Genomic DNA, 25,538 nt, shown 5'->3' on the forward strand with positions numbered 1-25,538 from the left:
TATTTTCAACCGACTCTGCATTTATATTATGCAGCTTAAATGCCGATTAGCTTACAATACTCCAAATTTCCGATACAGTATTGCTCAGGTCAATTAATCCTTTGATAAAAATCGTCAAAGCATAGTTGAAAGCAACGAATGTACCCAGTGTCGGGCGTGTCTGCATTAACAGCATGGCAAACCCGAACAGCAGTATAGAACTTACCAAAGGGAGTGCTTCGTTAAATATAGAAATACCATCTTTAATTTCTTGCCAACTCGCCTTCAGTCGGATCTGCTGGCTGTACTTTTTTGCCCAAGCTGCAAATGCGCGTTCTTCTGACATTGTGACTCGCAGTTTGGCAACACCGTTGATTAGTTGTACGGTGAGTCCCTGAATTGCCCCATTGAGTTCTTGCTCTTTTTTCGATTTCTTCACCAAGAGGAAACTTGCAACAGTTGTAACCACAGCAGCAAATATTGCTAAACCCACGCCCACAAGCGCTAGTTGCCAACTGTAAATAAACATCAGCACCAAGTTGAATAAGGCAAAGACTCCACTCAACAAAGTTCGTTGGGTAGCACCGCTAAGTTTTTGATGAATTTCCCTCACCGCCATAACGCGGTTGACCAAATCTCCAGAAGTGTACTGACGAAAAAAGCTAGGACTTAATCTGAGTAACCGATCCCAAATGGCTGGCTGCAATATGCTATCAGTGGCGCTTTCGACTCGTAGGGTAATAATGCTTTGGGCAACTTGAAAAGCTAACTGCCCAAAGGCGACTGCAAACATGACCAATCCGATCTGCCACAGTAAAGCGCGATCGCTATCGGGAATGGCATTATTGATTAAAATTGCTGTTGCTTGTGGTGCAACCATTCCCAATATTGTGCCCAGTAGCCCCACTACTAAAATACTAGCGATGTCTTTTTCATAACCTTTAATCCCAAACCGCAGTAAGTCAATGGCATTAAGCGCAACTTGAGGTAATGGTCGATACAGAACGTAGGCTAATGGTGACAGTGTTTTTGCTACCGATTCATTAACGGGTGTCCGAGTTCGCGCTACGGGGTCAAAGATCACATAATTCCGATTATCTGTAGGTAACAACGCCACTGGGCGCTTTTCCAACTGAGTATAAGCTAACATTGCTCCTTGGTCTTGGTGCCACCAGCCATCTGCTAAAGTTACACGCCTGATCCGAATTTGTGATGCTTGTGCGATCGCAGCTACAGGGTCTTTAATAGAATTCAAATCCTCTGCTGGTGGACGAATCTCTATCCCTAGCGATCGCCCAACTGCACCAAATGCTACCAATAAGGGCGGCCCTTCCTGAGAAAAAACCGCCTCCTGCTGTGGCTGCAATACTGTTGCTAAATCAGAGAGTGCCCCCTCTATTACTTGCTGATTAAATTGTTCGCGTTCCTGAAACTGCCGAAATTCTGCTTCTGCTTCTTTATTTGCCAGCAAACTGAAGTAGTGAAAGAAACAAGTATGCAAACTGGCTAAACCTGCTAGGAGTTCCTCGGAATTTTCTAAATCTGCCGTTGGCAACACTTGTCCAATAACCGCATCTTCTGCCTCCAGCCACATATCACTCGTAAGTGGAAACGCTGGTGAGGTAGAATTCAAGGTTAATTCTTCAACTCCCATCCAGTAAGTTTTGCCTTGCTGCAACTTCACCCATAGAAGTGTTGGTTGCCTCCACTGTAGCGTTTCACCGGCCGATAATGAAAAATCCTGCCCTAATGTCTGCACAAGGTTTAATGGCGTTGTCAAAACTGTCTGCTGGGCACTAAGAGATTGTCCTAAATGATTTACCCAACCTTCTAAAAGTTCTATGGATTGAGAGTCAGCCACCCCAATTCCCTTAACCAAATCAACCATTGACATCTGGCATAATTGGGTGGGTTCAATTGCGATCGCTACAAAATTCCATTGGCTTTGTGCTATTACTTCTGGTAACAAGACTTCACCAGCATTGACATGAAACAAATAGCGGCGATGCTCCTTTGATAAACTGTTTTTAACTCTAGTTGCAAATACTGCTAATGTTCCAGACTGCACTATCCAGAAAGTTTCTGAGTTATCCAACAGTACTGGTTCGTTTGCTTGAAAAGAGTACAGTTTAGAAGAAGGATTCACCTGGGGGCTACTCATTACCTATGCCTCTGCCGCGTGAAGTAAGCGAAGATAAGTTCCGCCTTGCTGCCATAATTCCTCATGAGTGCCACGCTGCACGATTTTACCTTGCTCTAGCACAATAATTTCATGGCAATCACGGATTGTGCTGAGGCGGTGGGCTACTACAATACACGAACAACCACGCTGTTGCAAGTTACGGTTAATAATCAACTCCGTTTCTGTATCCAGGGCGCTGGTTGCTTCATCCAGTACTAAGATTGTGGGATTTCTCACCAAAGCGCGGGCAATTTCTAAACGCTGGCGTTGTCCACCACTAATATTCATACCGCCTTCAATCAACTCAAAGTCATATTTCCCAGGCATAGATGCGATCGCATCATGAATCGCTGCATCTTGGCAAGCCTGCACCAAATCGGCTTCTGGTACAGTTGAATCCCAAAGAGTAATGTTTTCTCGGATAGTGCCGGCAAATAAAAAGATATCCTGTTCAACCATTGCCAACCAGTTAGCCAGAACAGAACGCTTAATTTGCGATCGCTCTACACCATCAAAGCAGATTTCCCCATTCCAAGGTTGATAAAGCCCGCAAATTAATTTAGCAACCGTGGATTTACCAGAACCACTTCCCCCCACAAGTGCTATCCTTTGCCCTGGCTTGACAGTCAAGCTCAAATTCTCAATCAAGGGAGGTTCTACACGACTATAGCCAAAAGTGACATTTCGTAACTCAACATTACCCTGTAATTGCCAAAGAAATGAGGAAGTAATTTCTCCCCCTGCTTCCCCTGCCTCCCCTGCCTCCCCTGCTCTCCGCCTCCCCTCCACTTCCAAATCAACGGGATTTTGCAACACATCATCAAGCCGATTTAAATCAGCTTCTAAATCTTGGAGTGTACTGCCGAAATTAACGAGGCTATTAACTGGCTCTAAAAAACTCAGTGTTAAACTTTGATAGGCGACCAGCATTCCAATACTGAGATTGCCCTTCATTACCTGTAAACCACCAACCAGCAAAATAGAAGCTGTGGTTAGGGCTGTCAAAATTGTAGGTAATGTGGTGAGAATTTGAGTTTGTAAACCTAATTGTTGTTGGGCGTTCATGGCTTTAGCATAATAACCCGCAAACCGAGAAAATAAATCTGACTCCAGCCCTGAAGCTTTGATAGTTTCTATGGTTTGGATGCCGCTAATCGTTACTCCACCCACCTTGCCATATTCCTGAGCTAGGCGCATATTTGTATCTACACGAGTTTGCGATAAAAATAAGAGGGTGAGAATGTTGATTAAAGCAAAACCAACTGCGATCGCACTCAATAATTGGTCATACTGAATCATAATCAGCAGGTAAAATATCATCATCGCCGCGTCAATTACTGTAGTTGCCAAAGACCCTGATAGTACTTCTGCCACGCGGTCATTGAGTTGCACCCGGCTACTAATTTCCCCAGCAAACCGTTGGTCATAAAACCCAATAGGCAATCGTAGGATATGCCAGAGAAATTGTCCTGATGTGCTGACTGATAACTTAACCATCAATCGCCGCAGGTAGGTAAGCCGCAGTCTGGCAAGGAATGCCCTTAATAAAGTAGTTAACAGCATTCCTAACAGCAAAGGTCGTAACCAATCTTGCCGATCTTGGATTAAAATCTCATCGATAAATACCTGAGAAAAGGCTGGTACAGCTAACCGAGGCAGTGTTAGCAATAATCCCGCAAGCAAGCAAAATAAGATAGTAACTCGTGAGTTTTGTAAACGGCTACTTAAGGCTGAGACAATGTGATTTTTTTTGCCTCCCTTCTGGAAGTCTGCCCCTGGTTCCATCACTAGGGCAACACCCGTGTATGCGCGATCGAACTCTTCCCAACTCACTGTTCTGCGACCATTGGCAGGATCGTTGAGGTAGACGCGTCTTTTGCTATATCCTTCTACCACGAGAAAATGGTTAAAATTCCAAAAGGCAATGTAGGGGAGACGGGTAGTTTTGACGTTTTCCAGAGATAGTTTTAAACCTTTAGCATTGAGTCCATAGTTTTTGGCAGCTTTGAGGATATTAAAAGCTTTGCTGCCATCCCGCGAAACACCGCATTCTTCACGCAGTTTAGCCAGTGGCACAATCCGACCGTAATAGCTCAAAATTATTCCTAAAGCAGCCGCACCACATTCGACTGCTTCCATTTGCAAAAGTGTAGAAGTGCAGACACGATTCGGTTTAAATTTTGGAATTGGGGATTGGGGATTGGACATGGGGCATTGGTAATTGGTATTAGAACTTGAACGTTGAGCTTCTGAGGGTGAACCTTTCATTTTTAACCATGCCTAATGCCCAATTTAATTACGAATTACGAATTACGAATTACGAATTATTTTAATAAATTCCCGTCCAAGATCGCAGCATAGGAATAATATAAGAAATCGGTGCTTTTTCTCCAACTTTCACTTGAACAGAGGTAGTTGTCCCAGAAGATATTTTTAAAGCTGGGCCATCAGAAGATGACCATTTATAGCCACTAACTGATGTCGGGTTTTCTTGGAGTTGGACAAAAGCTTGCACCTGGCCTTCACCTTTGCCCGCAAGGCTGGCGGCAATTTCTTTGTTACCAATGATCGCTGTAATATCTTGTGTACTTACCGGAAATGAAGAAATATCTGCGATCGTTCCGACAATGCCACCTTCACGCTCACGTTTAGCAAAGCTGGGAGTTACCTGTACAGGCATCCCTGGCTTGATTTGCTTACCATCTTTATTTGCAAAGTAAACAAGACTCATAAGTTTTGAATTTGGCTGTTCAGCCTCAATTGAACCCAAGCGACTACCCGAATTCATCATTTGTCCAGGGACAGCACTCAGTTCGAGAATGTGACCATTATATTTGCTAATAATTCTACTTTCTTGAGATAGTTGCAGTTCTAATTGGGCAATGCGGCGCTTTACTTCTCGAATTTGATTTGTTTTATCAATTGATTGCTTTAAATCTTGTTCGCGTAATTTAGTATTTTGAGTATTAATATCTTTAATTTTGGTTTTAATTTCGTCAATTCTATTAAGATTTTCCAGATATTCTCGTTGCGTAGTGGTTTCTTGGATTTCAAGATCCTTTAGTTGCACGTCAATATCTGAGAGTTCGCTTTGAGTATTAAAATATTCTTGTTCGGCTTGCACCAGCATATCTTGGCTGATGACATGCTGCTCAAAAAGCTGACGACGATTATCAACCCGTCCTTTAAGAGTTTTGAGTAAATAATTAATTTGTTGTTTGCGCGAATTAATGCTTTGACGTTTTTGAGCGATCGCTCTCAATGTTTGATCGCGTAACTTTGGCGCACCTTGCTCTCGACGCAAATTATTTTCCAAATCCATTCTCTGCTGTCCAAGAGTAATGATTTGTTGGTCAATCAGCAACTTTTGTAACCTGTCAGTCTCTTGATTTTGGGTCTGTAATTGTTGCAATTTTACTTGCTCTTGCTGTAGTTGCTGCTTTAGCGCTGATTGGTCGATAATACCCAGCACATCGCCTTGTTTAATAATATCTCCCGCCTTTACCTTGAGAGTTAGTAACGGGCCAGAACTGGGTGCTTGAAATTCCACAACATGGTGCGGTTTAATCAAGATACCTTGACCTGTGACAGTCAGGGGAATTCTACCAAACACACTCCAAAAGCCAGCTACAGCAACCACAAAGCTCATCGCAGATAAAGTCAACCAAGCTTGAGGCTTAACCACATTTATCGCTTGATCGAGTTGTTCTGGCGAAGATAAGCGCTCTAGAGCTTCTTGGCGAAAGATGTGGCTGTGTTTGAGTTGCATTGTTCTCCTTCTGATGGCACTCAGAGCCTCAAGTCTTCTAGACCTTTAAGATTAAAGTGCGATCGGGGAGAACTAGGGGAGAAATAAGGGAAGCGATCGCTTCTACTGCTTCAACAAAGCATAAACATCACCAATACATTGGTTCTAGCTTTGCGATCGAGTGCGGCATCGAGGAGCGATCGCACCTTGCTTGGTATAAGATATTTTCTAGACCTATAATGCTTGTTTACTAGACGATCTGGGGGCGTGTCCTTATTAAATCTTGGTGGTAGTGTCCGGTGTACGCGATATATTATGGACAGTCTACCGCGCTATCTATGATCCTTATTACTCCGTTAACAGACGCGCCACTGCACAGTTATTGCTAATAGTTCTCAATTGATGAATACGTCCGCTTTTTCTTTTGGAGATCAATTAGGCATTGAGCTAGCAAATTAATCAAAAAAAAAGTTAACAGATGAAGAACTTATGCTTTTATAGATAATACTGTCTTAATAAAGAGTACATTTGTACTGAAAAACTTAGATGAAACTTAACTGTAACCCTTACTACGAAACAAAATTTGGTGCTGCTTATTTGGGAAACAGTCTAGAATTAATGAAACTTATTCCCGACGAAAGTATCGACCTAATTTGCACCTCTCCACCATTTGCACTAGTTCGTAAAAAAGAATACGGAAACGTTGATGCAGACGAATATGTTGAATGGTTTAAAGATTATGCGACACAGTTTTACCGCATTCTTAAACCGACAGGTTCATTGGTTATTGATATTGGTGGCAGCTGGATTAAGGGGATGCCAGTTCGTTCTCTTTATCATTTTGAGCTGGTTGTTGCTTTGTGTAAAGCAAAAGAAAAAGGCGGACTTGGATTTTATCTGGCACAGGAATTGTATTGGTATAATCCAGCAAAACTACCCACCCCTGCCGAATGGGTAACAGTTCGCAGGGAAAGAGTTAAAGATTCGGTAAATACAATTTGGTGGCTGTCAAAAGAACCGCATCCTAAAGCTAATAATAGAAGAGTTTTAAAGCCTTATAGTGATGCAATGAAAAACCTTTTGAAGAATGGGTATACGCCCAGCCTTAGACCATCAGGCCATGACATTTCCAATAAATTTGGGAAGGACAGGGGAGGAGCTATTCCCCCGAATATTATTGATGGGCGTTGTAGCATAGACAAAGAAGAAATAGGGCAACAGACTCTTATACAAGAAACTTTATTTGAAGATTTAGTCCAGCCCGTAAATGTAATTTCTGCTTCGAATACTGCCTCCAACGATTATTACCAAAGGCGTTGTAAGCAAGAAGGCTTTAAGCCACACCCAGCAAGATTCCCTCAAGCTCTACCAGAGTTTGTCATTAACCTTTGTACAGAACCAGGCGATATTGTTTTAGAACCTTTTGCTGGTTCTAATATGACAGGTCGAGTTGCAGAAACTTTACAAAGACGCTGGTTAGCTTTTGAGATAGATGAAGATTACATCAAAAGTTCAAAACTGAGATTTGAAAAAAATGCTCCTTTGGTTGTTGAACCTCCAGCAGATTTACCACCAATAGCAATAGAAAATACTGATAATAACCAGTCCGTACAGTTAGGATTATTTTAAAGAAGGCGCTCAAACTAATCAGATGTTTTAAGGAAATTGCAGAATGGAGTCTAATAAATTAAAAAGGTTTACTTATGGACATCAGTTTGAGGCAGCAAAATTCTCTTTAGTTGAAATTCTGGAATTATGTAAAGGTTGTCAACCAAGCAGAGACGCACTGGAAGCCAATATTGCCCAACGTTATTTTTCCCAACATTCTAAACTAGCATCATCCAAGCTGGCTTCAGATAATATTAGAAAATTGGCAATGAATTGTTTCTTGTCACTCAGAGCCTATCAGCTTATTGGAGACTTGGAACAGCCACGCCAATATAAAATTACTCCTCTTGTTGAGGAAATTTTATCGAAGTCCAACAATACTTATTTTGTAAATCGAAGGTTTGCGGCTCACATATTAAATAATCTGTCAGGCATGGCTTTATTAAAAGCTATCGACGCAATTAATTCTAGAGGAGAAGAACCACAGTTGGAGTCGATAGCTTATGAATTACAAGAAAGGGGTTATGCCATATCACCCAATGCCATTTACACAAGTACCATGAGAAGTTGGTTGTCCTTGGCAGGTGTATTGAACGGGAATACGAAATTAACTGGGATATTGTTTCCGAAATTCTAGGCATCAATAAAGATTTTATTGACGAGCTTTATACCCTGACTCCCGGACAAAAACATTTTCTGCTGAGTCTACTGAATCTTGATGTCAAAGAACTTATACCAGCTAATAAAGTTGCCCAACATACCAGAAGTATTTATAAATTAAAACTCACAACTAAAAATCTAGTCAAGGATGTTATTGAACCTCTTGCAACTCTCGGTTTAATAGAAACAGAAAAAACCACAGGTGGCAGAGGAGCTAAACCGAATAAAGTCAGATTAACCAGCAAAGCCCAGTCTGAACTATTAGCACCTCTTCTAAAATCAATCGCTAATGAAACAAGGCTTTCAGAAATTGAACTTAACCGTACCTTTGATGATGTTGTAAATGAATTAAATCATCCAGATAAACATATTAAAGGCAAAGCACTAGAGCTTCTGGCGGTCTGGATGATACGCCTAACCAGTCTGCGTTTTACAAAATGGCGTAGTAGAGAAAATGGCAAAGGGGAAGTAGATGTTCTGGCAGCTTCAGACAGGTTTGTTTATAGTCGGTGGCAGATTCAATGCAAAAACACAAATAAAGTTGATATTGATGTCTTAGCCAAAGAAATCGGGCTGACATTTGTTACAGGGGCAGACGTGGTAATGGTGGTAACAACTGGTGAGTTTACAAGGGATGCTTATCAATATGCATACAGAATGATGGAAGTATCCCGATATTATATGATTCTGTTACAAAAAGATGATATTGAAGCAATTAAAAAGGATAAAACAAATATTGTTGAAATTTTCGACAGAAAGGCTAGGCGAGTCTTTGCGAAGAAAGAACTTGATGTGTCTGACGAAGAGTTAAATGAAATTGAACAGGAAGAAGATTTGATGGCTGAAGCTATCGAAGATGAAATAGATGACAACATTCTCTAAGCTCCTGCTGATGCTGAAATATACGAATAGATTTTCTGAGTTTTCCAGACTCGTTTTGGGATTTGAGGACAAATACCTTGTTTATTTAGGTCAGCACGTTTTTGTTTTGAGTCGTAGCTTTTATCAGCAGTTAACACGTTGAAAGGGCTAGTTCTGACCCTATTAGCATAAACTAATAGGGTGTGGTCAAAAGCTGTTTTTGGGTACGAACAACAAGCTCAATCCCACAATAATATTGAAGGCAAATTATTGTTAGCCAGACGCAGCAATTGATAACCAATTCCAGATATACCGGGTAAAAAGCCAGGATTAAATACAGAATTGGGTAAGTTGGGGAACAGTTGATAAGCTCCAGTTCGCTTGGCTCTAGCCACAACATTTGTTGCATTCTGGTGAGCAGTTTGATGCCAATCAGGACGGGAACAGATTTTTGCACCGACTAACAGCACTTCCGCCCGTCCAAAGTTGCCACAGCACAAGTGATCGATCGCCTGTAAGCCAAAATTCTGAGTAGTTTGGAGAGCAATTTCAATTTCTTGTTGAATTTCCAGCGTTTCCACGATTCTCAAACTACCTAAGCGTCCCAAACCAATGCCGGCTGCACCATGACACCACTTATTTGCAAAGTCAGGTTGCCCTGCTTGTCCCATTCTGCGGTAGTCTGGCCAGTTGGCAATGGACTGGCAAAAGACGCTACGCTCATACTCAATTCCTGCTAAACCTGCTTCTAAGTACTTGCCCTCTGAGGTGGCGGCATAAAGTCTGAGCAAGGCGTAAGAAATGCCTGCGGCTCCATGAGAGAAGCCAGTTAAGGGCTTATCCCAATAAGTATGCCAAGCTTTGGGCGCACCGTTGTGGCTAACTTGACGGTTGATTAAATGTTGTCCACAAGCGATCGCTTTTTCTAAAACGGTTGCTTCTCCTGTGGCTTGATGCAGGGACAATAGTCCTAGAATTGCGCCTGCTGCTCCGCTCATAATATCCAAGTGTTCGTCGGCAGCAATTAGTTCTGGTGTCATCAACTCGGCTAATACTTGAGCGTTTGGCAACAGCGTTGCATCGTTGAGGAATTGACTACTTTTAACCAGGCTATAAATCATCGACCCTAAACCTGTTGCACCCCCAACGCCCATGAAACGAGCCATGCGTTCCCAAGTTTCGGGATCGATGGTGTGGATTTGGCGACGCAGAGATTGCACTGTCCTCAATGCTAGATCGCGGTAACGGGAATCACCAGTTTCTTGACTCAGTGCAGCTAAAAACAAAGCAACTCCAGAGCGTCCATCACTAAGACAATTATTTAATACTTGCAGTTGATATCGTTCGGCGCGAGGCACAAAGTCTAAACCAATCCAGTTAACGCTGCCATCAGGGTCAGAAATGGCTCTGGTTTCCAGTTGAGTGGCGATTTCTTTGGCTTCAGCAATCAATTGTTCCGAATTCAGCAACGGTAAAGATTCGCCTTGCCATTGCCCACCTTGGCGGCTGGAGGTGGTTGCAATCTTGGCATCGAAGGAGCCTTGAATAATCGCTACTTGTCGAGCTAAGTCGGTTTCATCCAGAGATTGTAACTGGTTGAGCAGGTCTTGATAACTAGATTGCTTGAAGTAGTTGGGAATGGAAGAAGAACCGTTTAAACTCAGTTCATCAACCACAGCGCTAGCGGTGAAAAAGGGAATATCCAATTGTTCCATTGCTCGGAGTTCCGCGCTCAAAACAGGAAAGGCGTTCGGTCTATTTTGAGCAACTAGAAAAGCACGACTGAGAACATCGAGCTGAATGCTGTAATCTACGCCGTGTTTGAGGTAATCGGGTGCTAAAGCTTTTTGCAGGATGATGCCATAGATGCGGGTGTTGCGGAAGATAAAGCGCACCTGCTGATTTTGCATAGCAGATAGCAAACTTTGGCGTGAAATTAAGAAATCTTTGTGCGCCATCAAAAAGCGATACATCTGCTCAAACCCAGTGGTGATTTGTAGTTGATAATCGTTTGGAGACAGAACAACTTCACCCAATAACGGTACATTTTTCCCAATCGGCAAGGTTACAGGCTCAGACAACAGATGCATATTATCTGTATTAATGTTCTGCCAGCGCGGCACTTTGCGGGGAGATAGTCGGGGATCTGTGCTGCCTAGCCCGCTAATATCATAAGCGACACTGCGATCGCCACTAAAGTCCCAACGCGGTAAAAGTCCGGTGCGGAGTACGGAATCCCAAAATTGTCGTGTGGCGGTTGTTTCTAAATCTTGGGTAAGTGGTGAGTCTTCAATGAGATTCGGTTCATGGTGCAGCAGTGTTTCCATGTCAATCAGCACCAGATGTTCGCCATTGGCAATTAAGTTTTCGTAATGGCAATCTGTTCCCCGCAAAGCGTAAAGCACACACAACAGCATCCCAGAACGCTGATAGAATCGTTTCGCAGCTGCTTCATCAACACAAGGCAACTGTTCAACATATTCCACCCAACCGTAATCGTTGCGCTCCAACACCTGAATGACTTTAAAATCTAAAAGATTGCTGTGTTGATTGCACCAATCTAAAAATTGGTTAAAGACAACTTCTAGTCCTAAATCTTTGGGTTTATAAACAAGTTTAAGTCTAGACTCAAAGGTGAGCAGAATCACCGTTCGTCCGCGTTTGTGTGCATCGGAAATGGATGTTTGAATTTCAACAACTTTGTTTTGAAAAAATGGAGCGATCGCTTGATTAAAAGTCCGTTGAATATCTGTCTTATCTGCAACTAAACGTTCGAGAAATTCAGCAGTGAACTCAACCCAAAAATTTACTGCTGTTGCCACTAACCGACCGAGAACTGGATACTTTTGAAAGAGCGTCAGCATTCCATCTTCTAGGAGTTGATTGACGAACTTGGTGTAGTGAGTATTATTGTTTTCTGTCTCCAGTCCTAGTAAGCCGAGCAAGTTTTGACCAAAGGGACGCACCTGAGAAAATTCAAAATCTAATGTCTTTGTGCAAATTCCTGCTAATCGTTTCAGTAGACCACGTTCTAAAGAACTGTAAGCGTCGTGGGAAAGAATCGATAAGGGAAGACAATCTTGGGTAAATTGACTGTCGCAGCGAGTCAGTAATTGCTGTCTAGCTACCAAGATAGCAGGCAAAAGAATATCTTCAAAGGTAATCGGATTTTGTGAATCTATGGGTAGAAATACTTCGGTTGCAGAATTAAATCCTGTAGCGGTTTGGATGATTTGCTGCAAGGTTTCTGCCCACTCAGGCAAAGGTTGATCGGCAAGTAATTCAATGGTTCCCAATTTGGAATTAACAGCATCGAGGTCTAGCCCTTCCCACTGTAAGCGTTTGTGCAACGTATCCCATTTACCTTCTGCTGCAACTTCGCACCAGCGATGTCTACGACGGTTAATTTCTTGTTCATTGACTCGATCGCCATTAATAGCAAATCTGCTCTCATCAAGGCGTTCCCAGATAAAGCTAGCGTTGGCTGCGATCGCTCTTAAATCGTCTGATGTTTTCTGTTGGGATAAGCGAACAACTGGTTGAACCATAGCTGGATTTCTCATAGTGGGAGTTAAAAGGTAAGTATCAATTCTGGTCTAAGTTTTAATAGTTGGTATTAAGAACAATAGCGTTCGTCTGAAATAAGTTTTAAATTAACTACAATTAGATAAACATAAAATAACTTGTAATTCGTAGTTGAATTAGTTGTCCCCAACCAAGAAAGATCATAAATTAGGAAAATTGGTGTATTTTTTCACCAAAAACTACGAACTCCTAAAGAAAATCTACACTTGTTTACCAGCAACAAGAATAATGGTGATTACACGAATTTGTATGTTGTAATGGCATCCCGCCACTAACACCGAGTAATTCTTCTTCAGTCAGTTCTACTGATTCTGCAGAGTTTAGCTCTGACAGTATTTGAGCTATGCTTTCGACTGTGAAAGTATAACCTTTTTCTGCACTGGCAATTAGCAACAGTTTGATGGCTTCTGTTTGGGTAACTGCTGCTTGTATGTTCTCGCGTAGTTGGCTATTTTGGAGTAGGCTTTGAATTTGTGACAACATAATTGTATGTATTTTCTCAGAGTTGGTGATAGTAATTGTTAATGGAATTCCCTCTTTACCTTGCTCAAAAAAGTAAAGAGGGAATCTGTTATGCAGCATCTCTCTCTGTGTTGAACCTCAGTACCAAGTATGGAAATTATCCAAATTAAAATATTGGGAAAGTTGGATATAAAAAGCTGTTTTAGAAAAACAACCTGACTTTGGAGGCTACAATACCAAAGAGAAAGAGAAGCTACATACCTTTTTTAGCAGTGTCCGCCACCACAGCCTTCTGTATGACATAGCTTAGGCGCACTATCAGCCATCATTCCACCACTAACACTAAGTAATTCTTCTTCGCTCAGTTCGTTGGAGTCCACAAAGGTTAGTTCTGTCAGCATTTGAGAAATGGCTTCAACTGTGAAGTTATAACCTTTCTCTGCACTAGCGATCGCTAGCACTTTGATGGCTTCTGCTTGGTTAGCTGCTGCTTTTACTTGCTCTTGCAGTTGGGCGTTTTGAAGCAAATCTTTGATTTGGTGTAACATACTTTTCTTCTCCGTTTTTGTTGACTTAATTGATACGGCAGAGATTGTGCGCTTGTTTTGGGCGGTGTTCTCTGCTTTTCTGATTTGAATTTAAAGATAAATAGGGTAGAACTAGGGGAGATAGTTGCAATTACGGAAAAATTTTTGGTGTTGCATAGTTGCGGGATGATTTAGCAACTTCCAGAATTCTCCCTCTTTATGATGCTGATATCTGTGTAGATGCTGTAATATTTGAAGCCAATATATAATTTTTCTGTAGTTAAATACCCTGATGGATAACTAAAGATAAAATTGCTATACCAAATTGATTTATCTAGGAGATGTTAAGGAGTTGGTGATGAGCGCTAAACAATTGGAGCAGGTAAAGCAATTGCAAGCTAGCCTCACCAAAATGGAAGTAACATTAGGTGCGATCGCTGATGCTGTAGTCTGGGTAGGAGAAGATCGATGCATCCAATGGTGCAATCCTAGCTTTGAGGGTTTGGTGAATCAATCCCACAACACTGCCTGCGGTGCGAAGTTAACTGACTTACTACCATTAGCACAAGCAGGACAACCAGTTGCTTTACCCTGCTATCCTGATGTGCGGATACTCAATGGTGAATACGAAACAGCAAATTACCAGTTCCAGCAGGGTGAGCGAACTTTAACACTAGACATCTCCGGTAGCTGTGCCGGACTGAGTGATGATCAATGTGCAATACTGGTGATTCGGGATATCACGCTGGCAAAACAAACTCAAGAATCCCTGCAAGAGATTGAAGAGCGTTTGCAGACATTAATTAACGCTACACCTGATATTATCTGTTTGAAGGACGGCGAGGGAAAATGGTTGCTGTCAAACCAGGCTAACCTGGAATTTTTACAGATAGAAGGCGTTGATTATCAAGGCAAAAAAGACTCAGAACTAGCAGAATTTAGTAATTTTTATCACAATGCTTTGCTCAACTGTGACAAAACAGATGAACAAGCTTGGCAGTTGGGATGTGTGCATCGGGTAGAAGAAGTTATACCCCGACCTGATGGCACAGTGAGTAGTGTAGATATGATTAAAGCTCCCCTATTTCACCAAGATGGTAGACGCAAAGCTCTGGTGGTTTTAGGGCGGGATTTGAGCGATCGCAAACAAACTCAAGTAGCTTTAGAAAACTCTTTGTCTCTGTTAAGCGCTATCTTTGAATCGATTCAAGATGGTATCTTAGTAGTCGATAGCTTAAGTAATATCACTAGTTACAACCAAAAGTTCTTAGAAATGTGGTCAATTCCACCAGAACTTTTGACAGAACCAGATCATCCTCAGCGATTGGCGTATCTGGCAAACCAGCTAAAAGACCCGGATGTATTTTTGCAACGAGTCCGAGAATTATACACACAACCGGAACTAGTTAGTTACGACTGCTTAGAACTGCAAGACGGCAGAATATTTGAGCGATACTCCTGTCCTCAGCGCATCGGCGAACAGATTATTGGTAGAGTATGGAGTTTCCGCGACATTACGCAACGCCAAAGGGCTGAAGAAGCACTGCGACAAAGTGAGCTACAATACCGCAGTATTTTTAAAGCTATCAATGATGGACTATTTATTACTGAAATAGAAACTGAAAAAGTCGCCGAAGTTAATCCTGCGGCTTGTCAGATGCACGGTTACTCTTATGAAGAATTTATCACTTTACATCCATCTGCCTATATTCACCCAGACTCATATTCTGTTTTTTTAGAGTTTTTTGAAAAAACCCGATCTGGTGAGGAATTTTATGGGCCAGCAGTTGATATCTGCAAAGATGGCACTTTGATAGATGTGGAAGTTAAAGGAACAACTTGCACTTACAACGGTAAGCCACACATTTTGGCAGTAGTGCGCGATATTACTGCTCGTAAACGCACTGAGGAAGCCTTGCGCCAAAGCGAAGTTCAGTATCGGGATTTGGTACAAACAGCCAACTGCGTCATTCTGCGTTGGGACGGTAACGGCGACATCATATTTTTAAATGATTATGGTCAAAGGCTTTTTGGTTTCGATTTAGATGAAATTATCGGACGTAATGTCATCGGCACAATTGTTCCAGAAACCGAAACTTCTGGGCGGGACTTACAGACGTTAATGGTTGATATTTGTCAACACCCAGAAAACTATCTATTCAACGAAAATGAGAACTTATGCCAAAATGGCGATCGCGTCTGGATAGTCTGGGCAAATAAACCCATTTTAGATGAACAAGGAAACTTAATCGAAATTCTTTCAGTAGGCACTGATGCCACAGAACGCAAACGCGCCCAACAAGCTCTCCAGGAGAGTGAGTTAAAGTTCCGTACTATCATCGAAAATGCCAATGACCTGATATTTGTCCTCACCCCCGACGGAACCTTTACCTATCATTCGCCGAATGTTACCCCAATTCTGGGATACAGCCTGGCAGAAGTGGAAGGCCATTCTATGATGGAGTTCGTCGAGCCTGAAGATTCAACAATTAGTATCTCAGCCTTAGAAAGGAGTGCGACTGGAGAAAAGCTGACTGATATTGAGGTGCGATTAAGACACAAAGATAATAGCTGGCGATGGTTCAACTTTAACACTTCGACAATCAACACTCCCAGTGATGGTATTGCGATCGCAGGTGTGGGACGCGATATTACAGAACGCAAGCAAGCAGAAGAAGCTTTGCGTCGTAGTGAAATGAAATACCGCAACATTTTTGAGAATTCCCAAGTAGGGATTTTCCGCACCTGCCAAAAAGATGGATTGATTATCGATGCTAATCAACGTGGTGCCGAGATATTAGGTTTTACCTCTGCTGCTGACTTGATTGGCAAGTATTTCACAACTGACTTATATGTTAATCCAGACGATCGCACGCGGATGTTAGCAGAGTTAGAAAAGGACGGCGAAGTTCGTAATTTTGAAGTAGCACTGCAACGGCTCGATGGTTCGGTTGTTTGGTTACTGTTGTCACTGCGCCTCAATGCCGAAGAATCTTGTCTCGATTCTGTCTTTACAGATATTAGCGAACGCAAACAGCAAGAACAAGCTTTACGCTTAATTGTTGAGGGCACAGCAGCAAAAACAGGTGATGAATTTTTCAATTCTTGCGTTCGTTACCTTGCTGAGGTGTTGCAAGTTCAATATGCCCTAGTTACTGAGTTTGGTGATGAGCCAAAAACTAAAGTCCGCACTTTGGCATTTTGGTGTAGCGGGGCTATTAACGAGAACTTGGAGTATAAATTGCAGGGAACTCCTTGTGAACATACCTTGCAAGGCAACATGTGTCACTATCCTCAAGCAGTACAAGCCGCTTTCCCCAAAGATACAGATTTAGTAAAGATGAATGCCGAGAGTTTTTTTGGCGTTCCTCTAACCAGTTCATCCGGCGAAATCATTGGACATCTAGCAGTGATAGATGTTAAACCAATGAAGCCCGATCCCGGACGGGAACTCATTCTTAAAATCTTTGCCGCCCGTGCCGGTGCGGAATTGGAACGTAAACAAGCAGAAGCAGCCCTACAGCAAAGTGAGTTAAAGTTTCGCACTATCGTTGAAAAAGTCAACGATATGCTGTTTGTCATCAATCCTGATGGGGTATTTAACTATATTTCCCCTAATATCTTGAATACCACCGGATTTGCCCCCAGCGAAATGGAGGGTAATTCTTTGGCATTCTTTACTCATCCTGATGATGTGCCAAAGTGTCTAGAAGTCGCCCAAACTATCCTGGCAACAGGTGAGGGAATTTCGGGTACTGAATACCGCGCTAAACATCGAACTAAAGGCTGGGTTTGGCTAACTTCTAATGCAGTCCGCACACAAGATGCCCAAGGTAATTTTCAGATTGTGGGTGTAGCTCGTGATATTAGCGATCGCAAACAAGCAGAAGCAGCCTTGCAACGTCGGACTCAAGCTGAAAGTTTAATCAGCAGCATTTCTCGCCAATTTATTGACCAAGATTTAGAAACAGCAATTAATTTTACACTTCAGGCGATCGCTCAATTTATTGATGCTGAACACAGTTGCATCTTTGAATGCTCCCAAGATCAACGTGAATTCAACCTCATCCATGAATGGTGTGGTGAAAATATTGCACCATTGATTGATATTGCAAAAGGTTCGCCTGTGGAAGTGTTCCCCTATTTCTACGAGCCGATTCTTCGTGGTAGGCATCGACAAATCTCTTGTGTGGAAAATTTACCACCCCATCTACCTGAGCGAAAAGTTTTTGAAAGTATGTCGTTTCAGTCTTTACTAGCAGTGCCAATGGTTCATGCTGGCAAAGTAGTTGGGTTTGTTGGCGCAGCGATGATTCACTGCTCAAAAACCTGGAACCAAGAAGATATTAATCTATTGAAACTGGTAGGTGAAATAATTGCGATCGGTCGAGCTAGGCATCAAGCAGAAGAAGCGCTGAGAATTGCCAAAGAAGCCGCCGAAACTGCCAACCGTGCCAAAAGTGCTTTCCTGGCTAATATGAGCCACGAACTCCGCACGCCTCTGAATGCCATTCTGGGTTTTTCTCAGTTAATGGAACGAGATACTAGCCTCAACTCAAACCAGCGTGAATCTTTAGCTACCATTAACCGCAGTGGAGAACACTTACTTAACCTGATTAACGATGTCCTAGAAATGTCCAAAATTGAAGCTGGACAAATCATTTTCAACCCTGAAGACTTCGACCTTTATCTGCTGTTGCAAACCTTACAAGAAATGTTCCAGGTAAGGGCACAAACAAAGCAATTGTTCCTCAGATTTGAAATTGCTCCCAATCTTCCCCGTTATATCCAAACAGATGAAGGTAAGCTCCGCCAAGTTCTTATTAACCTTTTAGGTAATGCCGTCAAGTTTACTCAAACAGGGGGAGTAACCTTACGAGTGAGCTTGGGGAGTGGGGAGCAGGGAGCAGGAGAGGCAAGGGGACAAGGGGACAAGGGGACAAAAGGTGAGAACTTGAAACAAGTCTTTCCCCTTGTCCCCAATTCTCCTTGTCCACAAGACCTCTTACCCATGCCCAATGCCCAATGCCTCATGCCCCATTCCCCATCCCTTCACTTTGAAGTCGAAGACACTGGACGGGGAATAGCACCAGAAGAAATGAATAACCTGTTTCAGCCTTTTGTCCAGACAACAAGCGGTATCCAAACTAAGGAGGGAACTGGGCTAGGGCTGACTATCAGCCGTCAATTTGTGCGGTTACTGGGAGGCGATATTCACTTGACGAGTAGCCCTAAGCAAGGATCTACTTTTAGTTTTGACATCCAAGTGAATTTAGCCGCAGCTTTGAAAGCTGCACCAAAGTTGAGTAAGGGACGCGTACTCAAGCTGGCAGCAGACCAACCATCTTACCGTGTTTTGGTAGTGGATGACCGCAAAGAAAACCGCGATTTAATTGTGCAACTTCTTGGTAGCATTGGCTTTGAGATTGAGGCTGCGAATAATGGACAAGAAGCGATCGCTATTTGGCAAACCTGGCAACCTCACCTAATTTGGATGGATATGCGGATGCCTGTTATGAATGGTTACGATGCAACTAAAGAGATTAGAGCCAGGGAAAGAAGTACAAATGCAAATTTCCGCACCATAATTATCGCCTTAACTGCCAGTGCTTTTGAAGAACAACAGGCAAGTATCTTAGCCGCAGGTTGCAATGACTTGGTTCGTAAGCCATTCCGGGAGCAGGTGATTTTTGAAAAGATAGCTGAATATTTGCAGGTGCGTTATATCTGTGCAGAAGAAAGCAGTGAAGATGGAACAGACAACAACCTAGAGAATATTCAATTTTCCATCTTGGAACTTCGCTCTGCAATTACCGTTATGCCTGCCCAATGGGTAACAGAACTTAATCAGGCAGCCATTGAAGTCGATGCTGAAAGGATTTTCCAACTAATTGATCAAATTCCACCAACACATTCTGCTTTGGCAGAAAAATTGACAAATTTAGTCCGCAACTTCTGCTTCGATGAAATTATCGGTCTAATTGAAATAGAATAATCCCAATCAATATAGCGGTTCCCTATCGAGTGAGGTACAGATTAAAGTAGTAAAGTTCTTGTGTGGTGGGCATCCCGAAGCGCCCTTGTGTACTTCACCAGAACAGGAACCGCTATACGAATCGAATCCACCTAACACTCTGCGAAAATAATTAACGCCTTGAAATAATTCTAGCCAAGCCCAAGTAAACAACGAACCATTCGTCAGTACGAGCAAGATACGGATTTTAAACTGGAATTTGGTTTGGATAAAAGGTTACTGGGTTTGGGTTAAAGGTTTTTCCCATTCCCCTTTTCTCCAAAACCCGATAAGTATTGGGGCTATGTCTACACACAAACTTTACTTAGTACTTCAGAAAATTAACTATAATTTTACCGAAATAATGCTAATCATATTGAAAATGCCTAGATATTCATGAGAATATTTAAGTGATTTAACGGTTGTCAAAGTAATTTTTATTTCCAAAGTGAAATCGGTTGAGTAGCTGACACCAAAATACTGCTATCAATACAATTCTTAATTGCAAGTTTGCAATTCATGATTAAATTTTCTAATTATGAATTACAAATTATTCAATTACCGCTATCGGTCGGATGTGCCAGCAGAGGAGCATCAAAGAGGGTAAGCGGAGGAAATATTCATTGAGCTTTACACTACTCCCTACTTCCCTGAATCACAACAAACACGGAATAAAATCATGTCTAATTCATCATTCAATCTTTTTGACCTTAATGGTAGTAATGGCTTTATCATCAACGGCATTGCTGCATCTGATAACTTAGGCGCTTCAGTCAGTTATGCAGGGGACATTAACAACGATGGCATCGACGACCTGATTATTGGCGCATCGAGTGCATCCCCTAACGGCAAGACTCAAGCTGGGCAAAGCTACGTGTTGTTTGGGGGAACGAATGTAGCCAATAGCGGCACTCTCAACCTCTCTTCTCTGAATGGTAGTAATGGCTTTGCCATTAACGGCATTGGTAACTTTGAAAGATCGGGTAATTCGGTCAGTTATGCGGGGGACATCAACAACGATGGTATTGATGACCTGATTATTGGGGCACCGACTGCTTTAACAAATAACAATACTTATATTGGGCAAAGCTATGTGGTATTTGGAGGGACAAATGTAGCCAGTAGCGGCACCCTTAACCTCTCTTCTCTAAATGGCACTAATGGATTTTTAATTACCACCTTTGGCAACGGGAGTGATGCAGGAGACATTAACGGTGATGGCATCAACGACCTGATTGTTTGGCAATTTGACCTTGGTCAAAGCTATGTGGTGTTTGGAGGGACAAATGTTGGAAGTAGTGGCACCCTCAACCTCTCGTCCCCAAATAGTAGCAATGGCTTTTTAATTAACGCCCCATTTGGCAAAAAGGTTGGGGACATTAACAACGATGGCATTGACGACCTGATTTTTGCACAATTTTTGCGCTACCCCAACGGAGGAGAAGGTGCGGTGCAAGCTTATGTAGTACTTGGAGGGACAAATGTCGGAAGTAGTGGTAACTTTAACCTCTCGTCCCTCAATGGCACTAATGGTTTCACTATTAACGGCATTAGTGCTGTTGAAGGAGCAGGCTTTTCAGTCAGTAGTGCCGGGGACATTAACGGTGATGGCATTGACGACCTGATTATCGGAGCAGCAGGTATTGCCCTCAATGGTGACGCTGGCGATTTTTTGGACTGGAGTACTTGGGTTGGGCAAAGCTATGTGGTGTTTGGGGGGGCAAATGTAGGCAGTAGTGGTAACTTTAACGTTTCATCGCTTGATGGCACTAATGGTTTCACTATTAAAGGTATTGCTGGGGGTGGTCGTTCTGGACTCTCGGTCAGCAATGTGGGAGACTTGAACAATGATGGCTTTGACGACCTGATTATTGGCGCACCGAATTCCTCCCCTAACCGCATAACTGATTCTGGGCGAAGCTATGTAGTTTTTGGGGGAACAAATGTAGGCAGTGACGGCAATCTCAATCTTTCTGACCTGAATGGCACTAACGGCTTCGCTATTAACGGTATTGCTCCTGGTGACGAAATAGGCTGGTCTGTCAGCGATGCGGGAGACATCAACAACGATGGCATTGACGACCTGATTATTGGCGCATTGAATGCATCCCCTAACGGCAATACTCAAGCTGGGCAAAGCTATGTCTTGTTTGGGGGGACAAATGTAGGCAGTAGCGGTACAGGTATCCTTAGTTTGACGGGAACTCCTGGTGCAGATACTCTTGTAGGCACTGTTGGCAACAACATCATCGATGGATTAGCTGGTATCGATACCTTGACGGGCAACGGCGGTCAAGATCAGTTTATTTTTTACTCTGAAAATGGCAATGACATCATCACTGATTTTGGCGGTGTGGGCACTGGATCAAATCCATCGCCAGAAGTGATTGCCAATGTTGATACACTAAAATTTACAGGTAATGGCTTGACTGCCCGAAACTTGCAACTAACTCAAAATGGCAACAACTTAGAAGTCACCTTTGAAAATCTGGCTAACCCCAAAGTTACTCTGCAAAACTTCAAATTAGAAAACCTGGATAATCTGCCAGCAACTTCTTCACGATCTGGACTCGGAAATATCCTATTTGATGGGCAAAGCAGCATCGCCGACAGCTTTGATGTAATCGATTCCAATTCCACTCAAACTAGCATTTTCAACAAAAACACTGTCACCTTCCTCAATGACTTAAACAATAACATTGCGGGTTTTAACAACTCCAATGATGTGATTAATGGTCAACGTGGGAACGATCGCATCTACGCCTTGAGTGGCAACGACTTGTTGCGCGGTGGTACTGGTAATGATTCTCTCATTGGTGGTACTGGTGACGATTCTCTCATTGGTGGTACTGGTGATGATTCTCTTGTTGGTGGCACTGGTGATGATTCTCTTGTTGGTGGTACTGGTAATGATTCTCTGATTGGTGGTACTGGTAATGATTCTCTGATTGGTGGTACTGGTAATGATTCTCTTGTTGGTGGAACTGGTGATGATTCTCTCGTTGGTGGTGCGGGCAACAATATCCTCAAGGGTGGCGCTGGTGACGATAACTTGATTGTTGAAAATTCACCAGGCAATAATCTGCTCTCTGGTGGTGATGACAATGATTCTCTCGCTCTCTATTTTGCCGATGGCAATAACACCCTCAACGGTGGCGCTGGCGCTGATAAGTTGAGTGCTAATTCTTCAATCGGCGATAATCTGCTCTCTGGTGGCGATGGCAATGATTCTTTCTCCGTCTCTAGGAACTTCGACGACTCTCGATCATATGGCAATAACACCCTCAATGGTGGTGCTGGTGACGATTTCTTCGATGCTCAGTATTCATTAGGCAATAATCTGCTATCTGGTGGCGACGGCAATGACTTATTCTTTTTCATCGCCCGATATATTGCCTCCTTAGTGACTGCAACTGTAGATGGAGGGACAGGTGACGATACATTGCAATTTGGCTATGACACCGATCTGACTGAGGGAATCACTTCAGCTTTCAATCCTATTACTAACATTGGCTCGATTACAGTAGGCACGAATCGGGTTAACTACAAGAATATTGAACGATTAGGCATCATAGGTACAGCCTACAACGATAATATCGTAGGGAGCAATGGCAACGATACCCTCTCTGGCAATGGTGGCAATGACACCCTCAATGGTGGTACTGGTGATGATAACTTGAGTGCTAGCTTTTCAGATGGTAATAGTCTGGTAGATGGTGGTGTTGGCAATGATTCTCTTAGTGCCTCTGGCCTCTACAGTGACTATCGAGGCGAGTTTTATCTCAGTGCTATCTCTGGAAATAACACCCTCAATGGTGGTGCTGGTGATGATAACTTAGTTACTAACTATTCATCAGGCAATAACCTATTAAATGGGGGCAATGGCAATGATACTCTTAGTGCCTCTGACTTAACCTCCTTATACTCCATATATGGAGTTTATACTGTCTCTGGCAATAATACGCTCAACGGTGGTACTGGTAACGATCGCTTGATTGTTGACTATTCATCAGGTGCTAATCTCCTTTATGCAGGGGATGGCAATGATACTCTCACAGCCTCTAACGCCTCTGGTAATAATACCCTTTGTGGTGGCAATGGCAATGATAACCTCACAGGTGGCAACGGTAATGATACCCTGTATGGTGGAAATGGTACTGATACCTTTGCTTTCTATAGTTACAACAAAGGTGTTGATAGTCTTTATGACTTCAATGCAACTAATGAACTGATTCAGTTATCGGCCAATGGTTTTGGTGGTGGCTTATCAATAGGTTCACTTCAGAAAAATCAGTTTACCCTCGGAACATCTGCAACCACTAGCAAAGAGCGATTTATTTACAACAGCGCTACAGGTGCATTGTACTTTGACCAAGATGGTAGTGCATCTGGGTTTACTCAGGTACAATTTGCACAATTATCTACTGGATTGTTACTAACCGAAAACAATTTTGTGATTGTTTAAACTTTATTAATGGCTAAGGTTTGCGAGGTGCTATTTTTAGGATCTCGCATTCGATTGCGATCGCAACGAAAACATTGCCCGTAATATCGTTTAGCGGTAGTTGCAGTAAACACAGGCTACTTTGATCGCAACAATCAGATAGAAACTAGTTTTTATTTAATCTAGTGTGATATCAAGTACGTAGCGATCGCCTGGTCATTTACCAGCAAGGGCAGAGGAGGCATCAATGCAACTACAACAGACACAACTTTTAGAAAAAACCCTCTGGGAAGCAGTTCTTAATCGAGATCCCACAATTGACGGCAAGTTTTTCTACGGTGTTCGCTCTACAGGCATTTATTGCCGACCTATTTGCCCTAGTCGCAGACCAAATCGCAATCAGGTTTGTTTCTTTGAGTCGGCACAAGAGGCTGAAATTGCAGGTTTTCGACCTTGTAAGCGCTGTCAGCCAGAACTTGAAACAGTTCCCAATACAGCTAAATCTAAAGTTTTAGCAGCATGTCGATACATTGAAGCACAAGTTGATCGTATCCCAACTCTCTCAGAACTATGCTCTCAGGTAGGAATGAGTCCCAGTTATCTGCAAAAGGTATTCAAGCAAATAATTGGCGTATCCCCTTTTCAATATGCAGATGCACTACGTAGCCAACGATTGAAGCAGCGTCTTCAGTCAGGGGAGGAAATTGCTCATGCAGTTTACGACACGGGGTATGGTTCAAGTAGTCAACTGTATGAGAAAGCACCTAAACAACTGGGAATGACACCAAAGACTTATCAACAAGCTGGAAAGACAATCAGCATAGTCTATGCGATCGCTCCATGTCCACTAGGATATTTGCTTGTGGCAACAACAGAGAAGGGTATTTGCAGCGTTAAGCTAGGTGATGAAGCAGACAAACTTGAACATATTTTGAACCAGGAATTTCACCAAGCGCACATCATGCGTGATGACCAGACACACAAGGAATGGATACAAGCAATCCTTGACTTGATTGCAGGAGGTGAAACACATCTCGATTTACCACTTGATGTCCGTGGGACAGCATTTCAAAAACAGGTGTGGGAAGCATTACAAAAAATTCCCTATGGCGAAACCCGCACTTACACTGATATTGCCTCTGCTATTGCCAAACCCCAAGCAGTCCGCGCGGTGGGAAATGCTTGTGGAGCTAATCCGATCGCGCTGATTGTACCGTGTCACCGGGTGCTGCGGAGTGATGGCAGTCTTGGTGGTTATCACTGGGGAATTGAGCGCAAACAAAAACTGCTTATACAAGAATCAACCCCAAAGGGGAATTCAAAAGTCAAATGCCATCGGAGCATCAGATGTTCTCAAAATTCGTCCCCACTGCTGGCAGACTGGCACAACGCTTGATATCACAATACGCTTGGATTAAGGGCTACTGGTACAAAATTTTGGGTTTTCGAGACGCGATAAATCGCCGTCT

13 protein-coding genes and 1 pseudogene are annotated in these 25,538 nt (G+C 42.8%); 7 read left to right on the forward strand and 7 right to left on the reverse strand.

All coding sequences use genetic code 11. The features are described 5' to 3' along the window. Positions 1–46: 46 nt before the first annotated feature. The 3 genes from VB740_RS28035 to VB740_RS28045 form a co-directional block, all read right to left on the reverse strand. The gene (locus VB740_RS28035) at positions 47–2,140 is read right to left on the reverse strand and encodes an ABC transporter transmembrane domain-containing protein (protein WP_323203122.1); all 2,094 of its coding nucleotides are present in this window, start codon (positions 2,138–2,140) and stop codon (positions 47–49) included. A 3-nt stretch (positions 2,141–2,143) separates the two neighbouring features. After that, positions 2,144–4,369 (reverse strand): NHLP family bacteriocin export ABC transporter peptidase/permease/ATPase subunit, encoded by a 2,226-nt coding sequence (locus VB740_RS28040; RefSeq protein WP_323203134.1) that lies wholly within the window; start codon positions 4,367–4,369, stop codon positions 2,144–2,146. 121 nt (positions 4,370–4,490) lie between these two features. Beyond that, on the reverse strand, positions 4,491–5,930 hold the full coding sequence (locus VB740_RS28045) for an NHLP bacteriocin system secretion protein (protein WP_323203123.1): 1,440 nt from the start codon (positions 5,928–5,930) through the stop codon (positions 4,491–4,493). 56 nt (positions 5,931–5,986) lie between these two features. Here VB740_RS28045 and VB740_RS28050 point away from each other — a divergent pair, with 56 nt between their 5' ends. The 4 genes from VB740_RS28050 to VB740_RS28065 all read left to right on the forward strand — a co-directional run bounded on the left by VB740_RS28050 (position 5,987) and on the right by VB740_RS28065 (position 9,059). Further along, the gene (locus VB740_RS28050) at positions 5,987–6,163 is read left to right on the forward strand and encodes a hypothetical protein (RefSeq protein ID WP_323203124.1); all 177 of its coding nucleotides are present in this window, start codon (positions 5,987–5,989) and stop codon (positions 6,161–6,163) included. A gap of 292 nt (positions 6,164–6,455) precedes the next feature. Next, complete coding sequence (locus VB740_RS28055; protein WP_323203125.1) at positions 6,456–7,538, forward strand: site-specific DNA-methyltransferase; 1,083 nt, start codon at positions 6,456–6,458, stop codon at positions 7,536–7,538. A 43-nt stretch (positions 7,539–7,581) separates the two neighbouring features. After that, entirely contained in the window at positions 7,582–8,154 is a 573-nt protein-coding gene (locus VB740_RS28060) for a hypothetical protein (RefSeq protein WP_323203126.1), read from the forward strand. Then, positions 8,085–9,059 (forward strand): restriction endonuclease, encoded by a 975-nt coding sequence (locus tag VB740_RS28065; protein ID WP_323203127.1) that lies wholly within the window; start codon positions 8,085–8,087, stop codon positions 9,057–9,059. The genes VB740_RS28060 and VB740_RS28065 overlap by 70 nt, the downstream gene beginning before the upstream one ends. A gap of 218 nt (positions 9,060–9,277) precedes the next feature. Here the strand turns inward: VB740_RS28065 and VB740_RS28070 are convergent, their stop codons facing one another. The 3 genes from VB740_RS28070 to VB740_RS28080 form a co-directional block, all read right to left on the reverse strand. Beyond that, positions 9,278–12,586 (reverse strand): type 2 lanthipeptide synthetase LanM family protein, encoded by a 3,309-nt coding sequence (locus tag VB740_RS28070; RefSeq protein WP_323203128.1) that lies wholly within the window; start codon positions 12,584–12,586, stop codon positions 9,278–9,280. Between the two features lie 247 nt (positions 12,587–12,833). Then, on the reverse strand, positions 12,834–13,205 hold the full coding sequence (locus VB740_RS28075) for a hypothetical protein (protein ID WP_323203129.1): 372 nt from the start codon (positions 13,203–13,205) through the stop codon (positions 12,834–12,836). Positions 13,206–13,351: 146 nt separating this feature from the next. Next, positions 13,352–13,633 carry a Nif11-like leader peptide family RiPP precursor gene (locus tag VB740_RS28080; protein WP_323203130.1) on the reverse strand — a complete coding sequence of 94 codons (282 nt, stop codon included), beginning with the start codon at positions 13,631–13,633 and terminating at the stop codon, positions 13,352–13,354. Between the two features lie 337 nt (positions 13,634–13,970). On the opposite strand from VB740_RS28080, the gene VB740_RS28085 reads away from it, so the two are divergent. Then, entirely contained in the window at positions 13,971–19,607 is a 5,637-nt protein-coding gene (locus tag VB740_RS28085; RefSeq protein WP_323203131.1) for a PAS domain S-box protein, read from the forward strand. A gap of 6 nt (positions 19,608–19,613) precedes the next feature. On the opposite strand, the pseudogene VB740_RS28090 reads toward VB740_RS28085, so the two are convergent. Next, a pseudogene (locus VB740_RS28090) lies at positions 19,614–19,817 on the reverse strand (hypothetical protein); the annotation flags it as partial. 487 nt (positions 19,818–20,304) lie between these two features. Here VB740_RS28090 and VB740_RS28095 point away from each other — a divergent pair. Both VB740_RS28095 and ada read left to right on the forward strand, forming a co-directional pair. Then, a complete protein-coding gene (locus tag VB740_RS28095) occupies positions 20,305–24,090 on the forward strand; it encodes a hypothetical protein (protein ID WP_323203132.1) in 3,786 nt (1,261 codons plus the stop codon). 226 nt (positions 24,091–24,316) lie between these two features. Next, positions 24,317–25,465, forward strand: a complete 1,149-nt coding sequence (gene ada / locus VB740_RS28100) for a bifunctional DNA-binding transcriptional regulator/O6-methylguanine-DNA methyltransferase Ada (RefSeq protein ID WP_323203133.1) — start codon at positions 24,317–24,319, stop codon at positions 25,463–25,465. The last annotated feature ends 73 nt before the right edge of the window (positions 25,466–25,538 follow it).

The sequence above is a fragment of the Nostoc sp. UHCC 0251 genome (assembly GCF_034932245.1).
Taxonomy (GTDB): domain Bacteria; phylum Cyanobacteriota; class Cyanobacteriia; order Cyanobacteriales; family Nostocaceae; genus Nostoc.